11 protein-coding genes are annotated in these 14,321 nt (G+C 71.3%); 6 read left to right on the plus strand and 5 right to left on the minus strand.

What is annotated here, in order from left to right:
- Positions 1-58: 58 nt before the first annotated feature.
- Entirely contained in the window at positions 59-1,573 is a 1,515-nt protein-coding gene (locus V1457_RS18505; RefSeq protein WP_338595779.1) for a transposase, read from the plus strand.
- A gap of 5 nt (positions 1,574-1,578) precedes the next feature.
- On the opposite strand, the gene V1457_RS18510 is transcribed toward V1457_RS18505, so the two are convergent.
- The gene (locus tag V1457_RS18510) at positions 1,579-2,472 is read right to left on the minus strand and encodes a fumarylacetoacetate hydrolase family protein (protein ID WP_338595781.1); all 894 of its coding nucleotides are present in this window, start codon (positions 2,470-2,472) and stop codon (positions 1,579-1,581) included.
- Between the two features lie 11 nt (positions 2,473-2,483).
- Positions 2,484-3,791 carry an MFS transporter gene (locus tag V1457_RS18515; RefSeq protein ID WP_338595783.1) on the minus strand — a complete coding sequence of 436 codons (1,308 nt, stop codon included), beginning with the start codon at positions 3,789-3,791 and terminating at the stop codon, positions 2,484-2,486.
- Between the two features lie 327 nt (positions 3,792-4,118).
- Here V1457_RS18515 and V1457_RS18520 point away from each other — a divergent pair, with 327 nt between their 5' ends.
- From V1457_RS18520 to V1457_RS18530, 3 genes are read left to right on the plus strand one after another with little or no spacing between them, the layout of a single operon-like run.
- Complete coding sequence (locus V1457_RS18520) at positions 4,119-5,417, plus strand: enolase C-terminal domain-like protein (RefSeq protein WP_295145893.1); 1,299 nt, start codon at positions 4,119-4,121, stop codon at positions 5,415-5,417.
- 29 nt (positions 5,418-5,446) lie between these two features.
- A complete protein-coding gene (locus V1457_RS18525; RefSeq protein WP_295145892.1) occupies positions 5,447-6,172 on the plus strand; it encodes a FadR/GntR family transcriptional regulator in 726 nt (241 codons plus the stop codon).
- A 41-nt stretch (positions 6,173-6,213) separates the two neighbouring features.
- Entirely contained in the window at positions 6,214-6,606 is a 393-nt protein-coding gene (locus tag V1457_RS18530) for a VOC family protein (RefSeq protein ID WP_338595784.1), read from the plus strand.
- 75 nt (positions 6,607-6,681) lie between these two features.
- On the opposite strand, the gene V1457_RS18535 is transcribed toward V1457_RS18530, so the two are convergent.
- The 3 genes from V1457_RS18535 to V1457_RS18545 form a co-directional block, all read right to left on the minus strand.
- Positions 6,682-7,533 (minus strand): aminoglycoside 6-adenylyltransferase, encoded by an 852-nt coding sequence (locus V1457_RS18535; RefSeq protein ID WP_338595785.1) that lies wholly within the window; start codon positions 7,531-7,533, stop codon positions 6,682-6,684.
- Positions 7,534-7,694: 161 nt separating this feature from the next.
- Positions 7,695-8,906: an exo-alpha-sialidase gene (locus V1457_RS18540; protein ID WP_338595786.1), complete on the minus strand. Its 1,212-nt coding sequence runs from the start codon at positions 8,904-8,906 to the stop codon at positions 7,695-7,697.
- Between the two features lie 256 nt (positions 8,907-9,162).
- Positions 9,163-11,784, minus strand: a complete 2,622-nt coding sequence (locus V1457_RS18545) for an AAA family ATPase (protein ID WP_338595788.1) — start codon at positions 11,782-11,784, stop codon at positions 9,163-9,165.
- 94 nt (positions 11,785-11,878) lie between these two features.
- Between V1457_RS18545 and V1457_RS18550 the strand changes: the two genes are divergently transcribed.
- Complete coding sequence (locus V1457_RS18550; protein WP_295139531.1) at positions 11,879-12,793, plus strand: MBL fold metallo-hydrolase; 915 nt, start codon at positions 11,879-11,881, stop codon at positions 12,791-12,793.
- The gene (locus tag V1457_RS18555; RefSeq protein ID WP_338595792.1) at positions 12,790-14,268 is read left to right on the plus strand and encodes a carboxylesterase family protein; all 1,479 of its coding nucleotides are present in this window, start codon (positions 12,790-12,792) and stop codon (positions 14,266-14,268) included. The genes V1457_RS18550 and V1457_RS18555 overlap by 4 nt, the downstream gene beginning before the upstream one ends.
- The last annotated feature ends 53 nt before the right edge of the window (positions 14,269-14,321 follow it).

Below are 14,321 nucleotides of genomic sequence, written 5' to 3' on the forward strand. Positions count from 1 at the left end.
CTGGTCAGGAAGCTGCGAGTGGTTGCGGGAAGCACTGCGCGGGTGTATTACCCAAAGCGTGGGGTCGATCATCGGCAAGCGGCGCGGCGGGCGGACTTACTACTACTACGCGGAGTCCGGGCGGGTGAACGGCCGCCCGCGCATCGTCGGGCAGCGCTACCTCGGTACCGCCGAGGACGTCGCGGGGTCGCTCGGCGGTTCGGCGGCGGAACCGGAGCGCACCCGGCAGTTGCCGTTCGGTGATGTGGCGGCGGTGTGGCGCACGATCCGGTCCCTGGACCTCGCCGGGATCGTCGACGGAGTGATCGGCAGGCAGCGTTCAGCGGTCTCGGTGGGAACGCACCTGGCGCTGGCCGTGCTGGAGCGCGTGGTGGGGACGGACTCGGGCGAGCTCACCCACCTGATCCGCGCGCCCGAGCAGGCTTGGGAGCAGGGGCGTTCGCGGCGGGCGCTGCGGCGGCTCGACCCGGAACGCAGGCAGCGGATCGAGCAGGCGGTCTCGGCCGCGGTGCGCGAGCGGATCGGCGGCGGATCGGCACTGGTCGTGGACGTGCCGCAGGCGACGATCGATGCTTCGGCGGACGGGCTGTCCGGTTCGGCGCTGCTGGTCAGCCGGGACGGCGCGATCCCGCTGAGCAGCCAGGACCACCGGCGCGGCGGGGACGAGCGCTACGCCGCGGTCGCCGGGCGGCTCGCCGAACGCCACCGCGCCGGCGGCAGCGCCGAGGTGACCGCCGTGTTCGACGCGGGCGCGCACGCGGGGCCGAGCCCGGACGTGGGTTTCGTCGGGGGCCTGCTGCTGACCGACCACCCCGAGCTGCTGGCCTACACCGCGGGCGCGCGCACCGCCGTGGACGAGCGGCGGCTGCCGGGCTTGACGGCGCTGGACACCCGCGCGGTGGTGGACGGGGTGAGCAGGCGGGTGGTGCTCACCCACTCCGAAACCCTGCACGCCGCGCAGGCGCGCGGTTTCGCGCAGGCGTTGAACCAGGCGGCGCGGCGCCTCGACGGCCTGGCCGAGGCGCTGGCCGCGGGAACCTACCGGCACTCGCGCGACCAGGCGCTGGCCGAGGTCGCCCGGATCACCCGCGTGCGCTGGGTGGAACGGGTGCTGGTCACCTCGCTGGAGGCGAATCCGATGCGGCTGCGCTGGCACGTCGACGAAGCCGCCCGCGCGCGGGTCGCCGAGGAGTTCTTCGGCAAGCAGCTGCTGGTCACCGACCGGGACGGCTGGCCGGTTGCCGAGCTGGTCACCGCCTACCGCGCCCGCTACCACCTGGAATCCACCTTCGCCCGGCTCGCCGAAGGACCCGCCGAACCCGCCGAGGTGCAGCGGATGATCTCGGTGCTGGCCGTGACGGTGCTGCACGTGATGCGCCACGAGGCCGAGCGGGCCGGTCTCGACCTGTCCGTGCGGGAGCTGTTCGAGCAGCTCGGCGGCATCCGCGAGGTGGTGCTGCGCTACCCGTCCACCGGCGGGCGCCCGCGCACCAGGCGGTTGCTGACCGAGCTGACCGAGCCGCAGCGGCGGCTGTTCGAGGTGTTCGGGCTGGCCGGGTTCGCGCCGCGGTGAGCCCGTCACACCACGGATTGCCGTGCGTGCGGTGTGTCGAGCGTGCCCGCGAGCCAGTCCAGTTCGGTCCGCACGTCGGTGACCTGGTTGGTGAGGCTGCCGACCTCGCTGATGCCGATCCGCACGACGTCTCCGCGGCGCAGGTTGAAGTCCATCTCGGGCACGATGCCGGTTCCGGTGGCCAGCACCGCGCCGTGCGGGAACGGCTGCCCGCGGAACAGGTGCTCGACCAGCACTTCGCAGCCGCGGTGCAGCGCGGAGGTGTGCACCTTTCCTTCGAAGCAGGATTCGTCGGCGCGGAACACCTCCAGGCTGATCTCCAGGCCGGCCGGGTCGACCTCCCACGCGGGCCGGATGCCGGGTGCCAGCGCGCAGCTGCCCGCGTAAACCTTGGCCTGCGGCAGGTAAAGCGGGTTCTCGCCCTCGATGGAGCGCGAGCTGACGTCGTTGCACACGCCGTAGCCGACGATCTCCCCTGCGGAGTTGGCGAACACCGCCAGCTCCGGTTCGGGCACGTTCAGCGGTGAGTCGGCGCGCACTCCGATCGCCTCGCCGTCGGTGACCACTCGCCAGGGCTGCGCCTTGAAGAACAGTTCCGGTCGTTCGGCGAGGTAGACCCGGTCGTAGACGGACTGCTCGCTGCTCTCCTCCATCCGCGCCTGCTTGGAGCGCTCGTAGGTGACTCCGGCGGCCCAGATCTCGGTGTGCCCGTCGACCGGCGGCAGCAGCCGCACCGCACCCGCCGGTTCGGCCGCCGGCTCCATTGCGCGGAGTTCGGCGGTGGACAGCCGCAGCAGGTCGGCGATTCGCCGCACGCCGGGGAACCGGCGCACCGAGCCGCCTTCCATCAGTCCGATGTGGAGTTCGTTGTGGCGGTCGGCGTAGCGCACGATGTGCATCGGTCCTCCTGTCAGGCGACTTCGAGGTCTGATGTGGACGGTTCGGTGGTGCGTTCGGTCAGCCACCGCAACGAGAACGTGGTGACGATCCCGGCCGCGACGACGGCTGCGATCACGTACAACCCGGCCGTTCCGGAACCGGTGGTGCTCTCGGTGACCCCCATGACGTACGGCCCGACGAATCCGCCCACGTTGCCCAGCCCGGAGATCAACGCGATCGTGCCCGCGCCCTGAGCTCCGGTGAGGATCGTCGGCGGAACTGTCCAGAACACCGGCTGCGAACCCAGAAAACCGAAAGCGGCCACGCACAGCGCGCCCACCGCGGCCACCGGCGGCAACAGCACCGCGCCGACCAGCCCGACCACGGTCATCGCCAACGCGAGTCCCAGCGGCCCGCGCCGATTCCCGGTCCGGTCCGACCACCACGGCAGGACCAGCACACCCGCCAGCGCGAACAGCCACGGCAGCGCGGAGACGAACCCGGTGCCCAGATCGCCGAGCCCGCCGATGCGGCGCACCAGCGCGGGCAGCCAGAACGTCACGCCGTAGAGCCCGATCTGGATCGCGAAGTAGATGAACATCAGCCGCAGCACGCGCGTATCCCGCACGACCTCACCGGCCCGCTTCGGCGGCGCGGCCGATTCCGGTGGTTCGTCGGCCGCGATGCGTGCGGTGAGCTGCTCGCGTTCGGCTTCGCTGAGCCATTTCGCGTCGGCGGGCCGGTCGGTCAGCAGCCACGGCACCGCCAGCGCCAGCAACGCGGTCGGCACGCCCTCCAGCAGGAACATCCACTGCCACCCGGCGATCCCGCCCGCGCCGTGCAGGCCCAGCAGGTAACCACCGAGCGGATTGCCGATGATGCTGGCGATCGCGACCGCCGACTGGAAAAGTCCCGTCGCCCGGCCGCGTTCCCGCGCCGGGAACCAGTAGGTGATGTAGAGGATCACGCCGGGGAAGAACCCGGCCTCGGCCGCGCCGAGCAGCAGCCGCAGCACGTAGAAGCTCACCGGCCCGGTCACCAGCGCCATCGCGCACGACAGCACACCCCACACCAGCATGATCAGCGCCAGCCAGCGGCGCGCGCCGAAGCGGTGCAGCACCAGGTTCGACGGCACGCCGAGCACCGCGTAGCCGATGAAGAACACCCCGGCGCCGAACCCGTAGGCGGCGGCGCCGATGCCCAGATCGACCTCCAGGTGCTCCTTGACCAGCGAAACGTTCGCGCGGTCCAAAAAGGACAGTACGAACATCACGAACAGCGTGGGCAGCAGGCGCCGGGAGACCTTGCGGCGAACGGCCTCGGCGGACGACGTGCGCACTACGACCTCCTGCGTCGTTGCAGACGAGTGCGAATGCTCAGATGACTTCGGTCCGGGTGAGTGGCTGGGCAGTGGCACCTCGCGCGCCGCCGCTCCCGGGCTCCTGCGAGCGAACGGACCGTTCGTCCAATCTATTGGGGCGAACAAGCCGTTCACTCCGGTTCCACGGCTAGTGCTGCGCTGGGCGTGAAGGGTTCAAGCGTTGATGGAGCGCGCAGACAGTATGGTGATCCGGATCGCGTTTTCAAGGGTTCGCGGTCTTGATTCCAGTCAAGAGATCTGATGAGTTGGCTCGCGTACCGGCAATCGGATGCAGGGAGCGAGCCGATGACCGCGCGCATCGTCGATGTCGAGACCGTCGATCTGCGGTTCCCCACCTCGCGGGAGCTCGACGGGTCCGACGCGATGAACCCGGCGCCGGACTACTCGGCCGCCTACGTCGTGCTGCACACCGACGACCCGGACGTGCCGGAGGCGCACGGGTTCACCTTCACCATCGGCCGCGGCACCGACCTGGTCGTCACCGCCGCGCGGCAGGTGGCCGAGCGCGTCCGCGGCATGGCGCTGTCCGACATCGCCGACGACCTGGGCGGATTCGCCAGGCACCTGGCCGCGGACAGCCAGCTGCGCTGGCTCGGCCCGGACAAGGGCGTGCTGCACCTGGCCACCGCGGCGGTCGTCAACGCCGGGTGGGACCTGGCCGCGAAGCTGGCGGGCAAACCGGTGTGGAAGCTGCTGGCCGACATGTCGCCGCAGCAGATCGTGGACCTGGTGGACTGGCGCTACCTGCGCGACGAACTCAGCCCGCAGGCCGCGCTGGAGATGCTGCAGCGCGCCGAATCCGGCCGCGCCGCAAGGGAATCCGAGATCCGCCGCGACGGCTACCCGGCTTACACCACCAGCGCGGGCTGGCTCGGCTACGACGACGAGAAGCTGCGCAGGCTGTGCCAACAGGCCGTCGCCGCCGGGTGGGAGTCGGTGAAGCTCAAGGTCGGCGCGAACCTGGCCGACGACCAGCGGCGCTGCCGCATCGCGCGGGAAGTGCTCGGCCCGGACCGGCGGTTGATGATCGACGCGAACCAGACCCTCGGGGTGCAGGAGGCGATCGACTGGCACCGCGGGCTCGCCGAGTTCGACATCCACTGGTTCGAGGAACCGACCAGCCCGGACGACGTGCTCGGGCACGCCGCGATCCAGCGCGCCATCGCCCCCACGCACGTCGCCACCGGCGAGCACGGGCACAACGCGGTGATGTTCAAGCAGTTCCTGCAGGCCGAAGCGCTCGGCATCTGCCAGATCGACGCCTGCCGCCTGGCTGGGGTGAACGAGGCCGTCGCGGTCATCCTGCTCGCGGCCGCCCGCGGCGTGCCGATCTGCCCGCACGCCGGGGGAGTTGGTTTGTGCGAGCTGGTGCAGCACCTGTCGATCTTCGATTACGTTGCGGTGAGCGGGAATCTGGAAGACCGGGTGGTGGAGTACGTCGACCACCTGCACGAGCACTTCGTGGATCCGGTGCGGCTGCGCGACGGCCACTACCTGCCGCCGGAACGTCCCGGGTACAGCTCGCAGATCCACCGGGACTCGCTGCGGCGGTTCAGCTATCCCGACGGCCCCGAGTGGGCCTGACTCCCGGGCGGGGCGCGAAGATGGCCGGCATGTCCAGCCCGGAAACCGTCGGCAGCAGCGTCGTCGACGAGGCGATCGACCGGATCAAGCGCCGCATCGAGTCCGGCGAGTTCGCACCCGGCCAGAAGCTCCCGCCGGAGGCCGCGCTGGCGAGCGACCTGGAGCTTTCCCGGCTGTCGCTGCGCGAGGCGGTGCGCGCGCTGACGATGGCAGGCGTGCTGGAGGTCCGGCACGGCGCGGGCACCTTCGTCACCGATCTGCGCCCGGACCGGGTGGTCGACGCGATCGGCCGGTTTCTGCAGCTTTCGCACGACACCGGCTTGCGGGAGCTGTTCGAGTGCCGCCGGGTGGTGGAGCCGGGCGCCACCTCGCTGGCCGCCACCCGCATCGACGAGGCGCAGCTGGCGGAACTGGGTGACCGGATCGAACGGATGCGCACGCTGCGCGACCCGCAGGAGTTGGTCGCCGAGGACTTGGCGTTCCACTCGGACATCGTCGCCGCCGCGGGCAACCGGACCCTGCAATCGCTGGCCGGAACCGTCGCGCAGCGCACCGCCCGCGCGCGGATCTGGCGAGCGCTGGTCAAAGACGACGTGCTCACCCGGACTCACCAGCAGCACAACGACATCTACCGCGCGTTGCAGGACCGGGACAGCATGGCGGCGTTCGTCGCCGCGACCCGCCACGTCGCCGATGTCGAAAGCTGGGTCCTGGGCCGGTTGCACGGAGTGGCGGACGACGAGGATGTGCGTTGAGGTCTGCTGTGCCCCGGCAACGAACGAGAAGAGGGATCGACATGCGAATCAACCTCGCGAGCGTGCTCGTCGACGACCAGGAGAAGGCGCGGCGGTTCTACACCGAGGTGCTGGGTTTCCAGCAGAAGCACGACATCCCGATGGGCGGGCCGCGGTGGCTGACCGTGGTGTCCCCGCAGGACCCGGACGGCACCGAGCTGGTGCTCGAACCCAGCGGCCACCCCGCGGCCGGGCCGTTCAAGGAGGCGCTCGTCGCCGACGGCATCCCGTGGACCTCGTTCGCCGTCGACGACGTCGACGCCGAGTACGAGCGGCTGCGCGACCTCGGCGTGCGCTTCACCCAAGAACCCACCGACATGGGCCCGGTGACCACCGCCGTGCTCGACGACACCTGCGGCAACCTGATCCAGATCGCGCAGCAAACCGGTGAGTGAACCGTCCACGGCGAGCAGCCGTGCACGCGACCACCTACATCGAACCGTGCAACGAAGCAATCGTGCGCTTCGAGGTCACGTTTCGTTCATGACGGCGGTGATGTGGGCGTGGACGCGGGTGCGGAGATCGAGCAGTTCGGCGGACACGAGCCTGCTGGTCTCCGCGGCAACGTCGGCGTAGAGGTCGACCAGCGATCGCAGGCCGCCCAGCATGTCCGTCGCGTCGTAACGGGTGTGGGTGGTGGCGATTCGCTCTCGGTAGCGTTCAGGAAGCCATTCGTCGAGGTGGTGGCCGTCGTGCCAGACGTCGACAGCGTGGTGCGAGCGGGCGAGGACGTTCCACTCCAGCATCGTGAGCAGAAGTGAGCGCATCTCCGCCTCGCGGAGACCGGCCGGCCACAGGTCTCCGCGCGCGAGGTAGATCGGTACCTGAGTGGCCTCGAACCAGAATTCCCGTTGGTTCATCGCGAACTTCTCGGAGTCCGGAAGCGACCGCTCCGGCGGAGTCATGGAGGAAGCGGGAAGTCCCCGTGTGACGCCGGTCTTGTCAAGGCGCACGAGATAGCCGCGTTGGTAGAGGCCGTCCAAGCCGTACCTAGTCATGCGCTCGATGCGTTCGGTTCCCGCGAGCGTGAAATCAATCTTGCGCCCGTAGGTGAAGACGACCAGGTAGGTCGGCCAGTCGGGGGCGTCCGGGCCTTCGTTGGCAAGGTGGACGCTGATCAGCACGTCTGCGATGGTTCCGGGCCATTCGTCATCGCCCACGAGTTCCACTGCAGCTGGGCCGATGAGTTCGATGTCGAGATCCGAGAGCGCGTCCACACGATCGCCGCGGGCCCGCGAACCGGTCTGTACAACGGCTTCGATCCCGGAATGGGCCTGCGCGAAGTCAAGTACGCGGCTGAGGAGTTCATCCGGATCTTCCATGATGCGAGCTTAACCGGGCTTTCCGCTGCGCTGCGGACATGACCGTGCCTGCCGATGTTCCTCGCCGAACGCCGTTTGTGGAACGAACTTCGCTCGGCGGGTCGGTCGGCGGAGCCTCGGACAGTTGGCCCCGTGAAGTAGGCGCGGACGGGCCATCCCGCTTAGCCGGTCAGGTCTCCGGTGGCGTAGTAGGCGCGGCAAGTTCCGTTCTCGTCGTAGTCGGTGGCGACTTCGAGGATCCGGCCGGAATCGGCCAGTGGAGCCAGCGACGAGCTGTAGTTCGGGCAGGGTTCGTCGCGCGCGCCCGGTACTTCGACCGGAGCGGGCAGTGCCACGTTGTCGTTGGCGCCGGGCTCGTCGCTGGCGAACAGCGTTGCGCCGTTGCCTTCGGCGACCGTTCCGTCGGCGTTGCGCAACTCCTGGCCGACCGTGATCAGCCGCCCGTCGGATGTGCCGTCGTCGATGACGGTGATCTTCGGCGCGTGTGCGAAATACCGGCCGTCGCCCAAGGTGAGCAGCGGGTCCTGCGCGGCGGGATCGCCCCAGTCCGCCCCGTCGTCGGAGAGCCGGAAGTGCGCGGCGCAGATGTGCGGGCCCTCGGCGCCGCAGATCTCGTAGGACAGGTAGGCGCGACCGTCCGGCAGCCGTCGGACCACCGGCATCCCGGGACGCAGCGCCGGATCCGCCAGTTCCACGACGGGTTCCGGGGCCGCCCAGTTCACACCGTCGGTCGAGACCGCGCGCTGCAACTTCTGGCTGTGCTCCGGGTCGTTCTCGTCGGCGAAGTAGCAGCCCAGCGCGCCCGCGTCGTCGACGAACAGCTCCGGTTCCCAATGGCCTCCGGTGCCCGGCGCGGTCGCGCAGGTCGACAAGTACGACCAGGTCCGCCCCCGGTCCTGGCTCTGCCACACCGGCAGCGACATCCGCCGGTCTTCGGGGTTGGCGCCGACGCTCGCGGTCCACAGCAGCGTGCCTTCCGGCAGATCGCCGACCTGGCGGGGGAGTTCGAGCATGCTGCCGCAGCACAAGCCGTCCGCGAAGGCCGGGTCGGTGATCCGGCCGACCTCGTTGAACGTCGCGCCTTCGTCCTTGCTCTCGTAGAAGCGGGCGGAGCCGCCGTCCGCGCCGAAGCTGACGGTTCCGGTCAGCACCGCGCCGTTGTCCTCGCCCGCGTGCGCCAACCGGACCGACGTGGGGTAGAGGCCGCTGTCCGGTGACAGCGGCGTTCCGGTCGCCTCGGGCGTCGGTCGGGCGGTTTCGGGCGTGGGCTCCGCAGCGCCGGGCGCGGGTTGCGCGGCATCGGCGGGCGTCGCGGTGGGCAGCATCGCGGCGGCCAGCAGTCCGCCGAGCAGCAGCGCAGGTGTCCTGATCACGCTCGTCCTCCCCGTCGCGGACAAGATCGCCCGTCGTGATCGGAGTCTGCCCGGTTCGCCCGGCGCCGGGTACCGCGATTCGGAGGTGACCGTGTCGTCCGGGGAGACCCCGCACCGGGACGATCGCGGGTGCGGCGCGTCTACCGGAACTGCCGGGCTGCGCTTCGGGGCTCGGCGAGCAGGTGACCACGTCGGCGATCGCAGCCGCACCGGGCCGCGAGCAAGCCGACCTGCTGAGCAACGAGTGCCGAGCCGGTCACCGAGCGCTCTGCAACAGTTCGCGCAGCTGGTTGCGGGTGCTGACGCCGAGCTTCGGGAACGAGCGGTACAGGTGCGATCCCACCGTGCGCGGTGACAGGAACATCCGGTCGCCGATCTGGCGGTTGGTGAAGCCCCTGGCGGCGAGCCGGATGATCTCCTGCTGTTGTGGGCTCAGCTCGGCCAGCGCGTCGGGTGCGGCGTGCTCCTCGCGGGGCTCGGCCGCTCCGGCCGCCCGCAGCTCCGCTTCGGCCCTGGCCACCCACGGGTGGGCGCCGAGCCTGCGGAACGTCTCCAGCGCCGCCGAGAGCGGTGCGCGCGCTTCGGCGATGCGTCGGGCTCGGCGCAGCCATTCGGCCTGGTGCAACAAGGTTCGTGCCCGTTCGAACGGCCACTGCTCGGTGCGCGGATCGGCGAGGGCGGCGGTGAAGTGCTGTTCCGGTTCCGCGGCCAGCAAGGCGCGAGCATGCTCGACCAGCGCGCGCAGCCTCGGTGATGCGTCGTCGCCCAGCCGCCGAGCCGCGCGCAGCACGATGCGCTCCGCGTCGTGCGGTTCCCCGAGCCGGGCCGCGGCCGCCGCCAGCTCCGGCAGCGCCACGGCCGACTGGTGGTGGTGCAGGAAATCGCCATCGGGAGTGAACGCCCGGCGCAGCTGCGCGTAGGCCGTCGCGTGGTCGCCTTCGGAGGCGGCGGCGATGCCCAGCACGTACCTGGCGCGAACGGCCACCATCCGGCTACTAGCCGGGTCCACCATGGACAGTGCTGCGGTGCCGAGTTCCCGGGCCGGGCCCGCTTGGCCCTGCAACGCGAGCACGGCCCCGTCCATCGTCTTGGCCCCGGCGACGACGTGCGGCAGTTCCGCGCGGGCTCCGCTGCTGACCGACTCGGCGGCGACCACCCTGGTCCGCGCCCAGGCGCCGGACTCGAACAGCGCCCATCCCTGGGCGCAGCCGAGCCCTTCCGGTAGTGGCCCGCGCACCCGCCACCGGTCGAAAGCCTGCTCGAACAGCCGCACCGCGAATGACGTCTCGTCGAGCAGCCAGGCGATCGTCGCCACCGCGATCGCCCGGCCCGGGCCGGACTCGGCGGCGGCCAGGTCGGGCAGCTGCGGGAGCACTTCGTCCCTGCTGCCCGCGGGGTCCGCCACCGCGAGCACCCACGCCCTGGTCACCGGATCATGCGGACCGGGGATCTCCGGGAGCGCGGCCAGCACTCGATCGTTGCGGCCGGGTTCCGCCGAGTAGTACCCGACCACGGCGGCGGTGGCCAGCACGCTCAGCGCGGTGTCCGGATCTCGCTGCGCCAACGCGCTCGCGGTGCGCGACAGCTGTGCGAACGCGGCATCGTGACGAGTGGTGACGGTCAGCGCCTGCCCGGCGCGGAGTTCGGCCGACGCCAGCAGTTCCGGGTCGTCGGTCAGTTCCACGACCCGCGCCGCCAGGTCTTCGACCCAACCGGCTTGGGCGGTCAACAGCGCGGAGTTCGCCGCCAGCACCAGTCGGCGGGCGCGCTCGCCGCGGTCCGGGCTGAGGTCGGCGGCGCGTTCCAGCGCGGTCGCGGCGGCCACGTAACCGCCGCGGCGGCGGGCCCGCTCGGCGGTGCTCTCCATCAGGGCGGCGACGTCCTCGTCCGGTTCACCGGCGGCCGCCGCGAGGTGCCAAGCGCGCCGGTCCGGTTCGTCCCTGGTCGCTTCGCCCAGTGCGAGGTGCGCCCGGCGGCGGTGTTCGAAAGGCGCCGAGTGGTACAGCGCGGACCGCACCAGCGGATGCCGGAAGCGGAACCGGGATCCCGTCCAGCGCACCAGCCCGGCCCGTTCGGCGGGTTCCCAGCCCGCGCCTGGCGCGTGCACCGCGTCCGGGGCGTCGGCGGCGGCCAGTTCCAGCAGCAGTTCGCGGGTTCGTTCGGGCAGTTCCTGCGCCCGGGCCGCGAAGATCTTCTCCAGCCGTTCGGTGGTGGCAAGCGGCCCCGGCCCGGTTTCCTGCGGCACCGCGGCGAGTTCGGCCAGTGCGAGCGGATTGCCGCCTGCCTCGGCGAGCACGCGCAGTCGCCGCGCCCCGGCCGGTGCCTGCGGCAGCGCGTCGAGGACCTGGTTCGCGGAGAGGTCGTCGAGAGGTTCCAGCCGCAAGGTGGGCAGCCGGTCCAGTCCGGGCAGCGGCCGATCATCGCGGGCACCGATGAGCAGGTTCAGCGGCTCCGATTCGATCCGGCGCGCGAGGAACGCGAGCACGTCCAGGGTGCCCCGGTCCAGCCAGTGCGCGTCGTCGATCACGAGCAGCCCACCGGTATCGGACAGCAGGCGCAGCGCCGCGAGCCCCAGGCCCATGACATCCGGGTCGGGTTCCCCGTCGCCGATCCCGAACGCGCACTGCAGCCGCGACGCCTCAGCCGTGCCCGCGGCCCGCCGCAGCACCGGCGCGAGCAGCTGGTGCAGCCCCGCGAACGCCAGGTTCGCCTCGCTCTCGCTGCCGGAGGCCCGCAGCGCGCCCTGCGCTGCCGCCGCGTCCAGCAACGTCGTCTTGCCCATTCCGGCATCGCCGGTGATGACCAGAACCCGCCCGGTGCCGCTCGCCGCTCGCCGCACCTGAGCCAGCTCGGCCTGCCGTCCGATGATCTCCCGCACTGCCGCCTCCCGGCCATCGACTGTAGCCGCGCGGGGACAGGTGCAGTCACGTGACGGATACCGCGCGATCGGCGGTGCCGCGCATATTCGACCCATGCAGAGCATCACGCTGGGAGACGTCGAAGTCACGCGAGTGCTGGAGTTCCACGGGCGTGCGATGGCCGTGGACGAGTTCTTCCCGGAAATCCCCGCCGAGGAGTTCGAGGCCGAGCGGTCCTGGCTGGATCCGGACTTCTGGTCGCCGGCCGACAACGGGTTCGTCTCCGCTGTGCAGACCTGGGTGCTGCGCAGCGCTGGCCGCACGATCCTGGTGGACACCGGAGTCGGCAACCACAAGGAACGGCCGTACTCGCCGCACTGGCGGCACTTGAACACCGACTACCTCGGCAACCTGGCCCGCGCGGGGGTGCGCCCGGAAGACGTCGACATCGTGGTCAACACGCATTTGCACGTCGATCACGTCGGCTGGAACACCCGGCTCGTCGGCCGGGACTGGGTGCCGACGTTCCCGAACGCCACCTACCTGCTGCCGCGCGCCGACTTCGAGTACTGGAATCCGATGGGCGAGCACCGGCCGAAGCGGGCGCTGAGCCACCAGAACGTGTTCGAGGACAGCGTCGCTCCGGTGCACCAGGCGGGCCTGACCGAGCTGTGGGATGGCGAACGGGTCATCGACGAGAACCTGCGATTGCAACCCGCTCCCGGGCACACGCCCGGATCGTCGGTGCTGCAGCTGCGCTCCGGGCCGGATCGCGCGGTGTTCATCGGCGACCTGCTGCACACCCCGCTGCAACTGCAAGATCCGGTGCACAACTGCGACTTCGAGGAGGACCCGGCGGCCGCCCGCGCGTCCCGCAGGCGGCTGCTGGAATTCGCCGCCGACAACACCGCGTTGGTGGTGCCCGCGCACTTCGGCGGTCACGGCGCCGCCGAGGTCCGCCGGGCCGGGGACCGCTTCGAGATCAAGAACTGGGCCGCGTTCGACCGTCCGCAGCGGATCAACCGATGAGCCCGGCGGAGCAGAACCCGGTGGTGCGCACGAACGCGGGCCGGGTCCGGGGCAGGCGCAGCCACGCCGGCCTGGTCTTCTCCGGCATCCCCTACGCAGCGGCCCCGACGGGGCCCGCGCGGTTCTCCGCTCCCCGGCCGGCTCCGAGATGGGCAGGGGAGCGGGATGCCGCGATGCCCGGTCCCACCGCTCCGGCACCGCGGCGAGAATTCGGTGCCCTGGACATGGGCCCGTTCTTCGGCCCCGGCTGGGTTCGCGGCGCGGATTACCTGACGGTGAACGTGTGGACCCCGGACACCGCGACGCGCGGCCTGCCGGTCATGGTGTTCGTGCACGGCGGCGCCTTCGTGTCCGGCTCCGGCCAGGCGGCGCTCTACGACGGCACCGGGTTCGCCCGGGACGGCGTGGTGCTGGTGACGCTGAACTACCGGATCGGGGCGCCGGGCTGGCTGTCGCTGCCGGGAGCACCGGACAACCGGGGACTGCTGGACGTGCTCGCCGCGCTGCGCTGGGTGCAGGAGGAGATCGCCCGGTTCGGCGGAGACCCGGCCAACGTCACCCTGTTCGGCCAGTCCGCGGGGGCGACCATCGTCGCGGCCGCGTTGGCCGATCCGGCGGCGCGCGGGCTGTTCCGCAGGGTGATCTCGCAGAGCGGAAACGGACTCGGCGCGTTCGTACCCGCGCAAGCCGAGCTCGTCATGAAGCGGCTGGGTCAGCTGCTGGGTGTGCCGGTCGGGTCGTTGCCGGAGGTGCCGGACGAGCGGCTGGTCGACGCGGTGGAGCAGCTCGGCCCGATGGATCTCGGGCTGGACGGGCACCGCGATCCGTTGCTGCGGCTGGCACGGTTCAGTCCGGTGCTGGAGAGGCAGCCGGCAGTGGCGGTCGCGGCCGGCGCCGGTGCCGACGCCGATCTGCTCATCGGGAACAACGCTGCGGAGGGCAACCTGTACTTGGCCCCCGGTGGCGCACTGGATTCGTCCACAATGGACGACGTGGGGGACGTTGCGGTGCAAGCACATCCGGAGCCGGACCGGCTGGTGGCCGCCTACCGGCAGCAGCGCCCGTCGGCTACCGCCGGTGAGCTGCGCGCGGCAGTGCTCGGCGACGGCCTGTTCGGTGCCGGAACCCGGGCGCTCGCCGACGCGCACGCCGGACGCGGGCAGCCGACCTACCGCTACGAGTTCGCCTGGCGGTCATCGGCGCTGGGCGGGGCGCTCGGTGCGGCGCACGGGGTGGAGCTGCCGTTCGTGTTCGACTCGGCGGGCGAACCGCGGCTGCACGGCCCGAACTCGTTGCTGGGCGACGATTTCTCGCCGGAGCTGGCTCGGGAGGTGCACTCGGCATGGGTTCGCTTCGCGGCCACCGGCGACCCCGGCTGGGACCGCTACACCCTGCCGCAGCGCCGGGTCCGGAACCTCGCGCGCCCCTCGGCCACGATCGACGACCCTCGTCCGCTGGAACGGGCTGCTTGGTGAGTGGGCCCGCGGCACTGGCATCGACCCGCTCCCGAAGGCGGCACCGGCGTGCG

It is taken from the genome of Saccharopolyspora sp. SCSIO 74807 (assembly GCF_037023755.1).
Taxonomy (GTDB): Bacteria; Actinomycetota; Actinomycetes; order Mycobacteriales; family Pseudonocardiaceae; genus Saccharopolyspora_C; species Saccharopolyspora_C galaxeae.

Coding starts and splice junctions, on each gene's coding strand:
- V1457_RS18510 (WP_338595781.1), bottom strand. CDS start 2,472: ATGCACATCGTGCGCTACGCCGACCGCCACAACGAACTCCACATCGGA.
- V1457_RS18520 (WP_295145893.1), top strand. CDS start 4,119: ATGACCGCGCGCATCGTCGATGTCGAGACCGTCGATCTGCGGTTCCCC.
- V1457_RS18525 (WP_295145892.1), top strand. CDS start 5,447: ATGTCCAGCCCGGAAACCGTCGGCAGCAGCGTCGTCGACGAGGCGATC.
- V1457_RS18530 (WP_338595784.1), top strand. CDS start 6,214: ATGCGAATCAACCTCGCGAGCGTGCTCGTCGACGACCAGGAGAAGGCG.
- V1457_RS18535 (WP_338595785.1), bottom strand. CDS start 7,533: ATGGAAGATCCGGATGAACTCCTCAGCCGCGTACTTGACTTCGCGCAG.
- V1457_RS18550 (WP_295139531.1), top strand. CDS start 11,879: ATGCAGAGCATCACGCTGGGAGACGTCGAAGTCACGCGAGTGCTGGAG.
- V1457_RS18555 (WP_338595792.1), top strand. CDS start 12,790: ATGAGCCCGGCGGAGCAGAACCCGGTGGTGCGCACGAACGCGGGCCGG.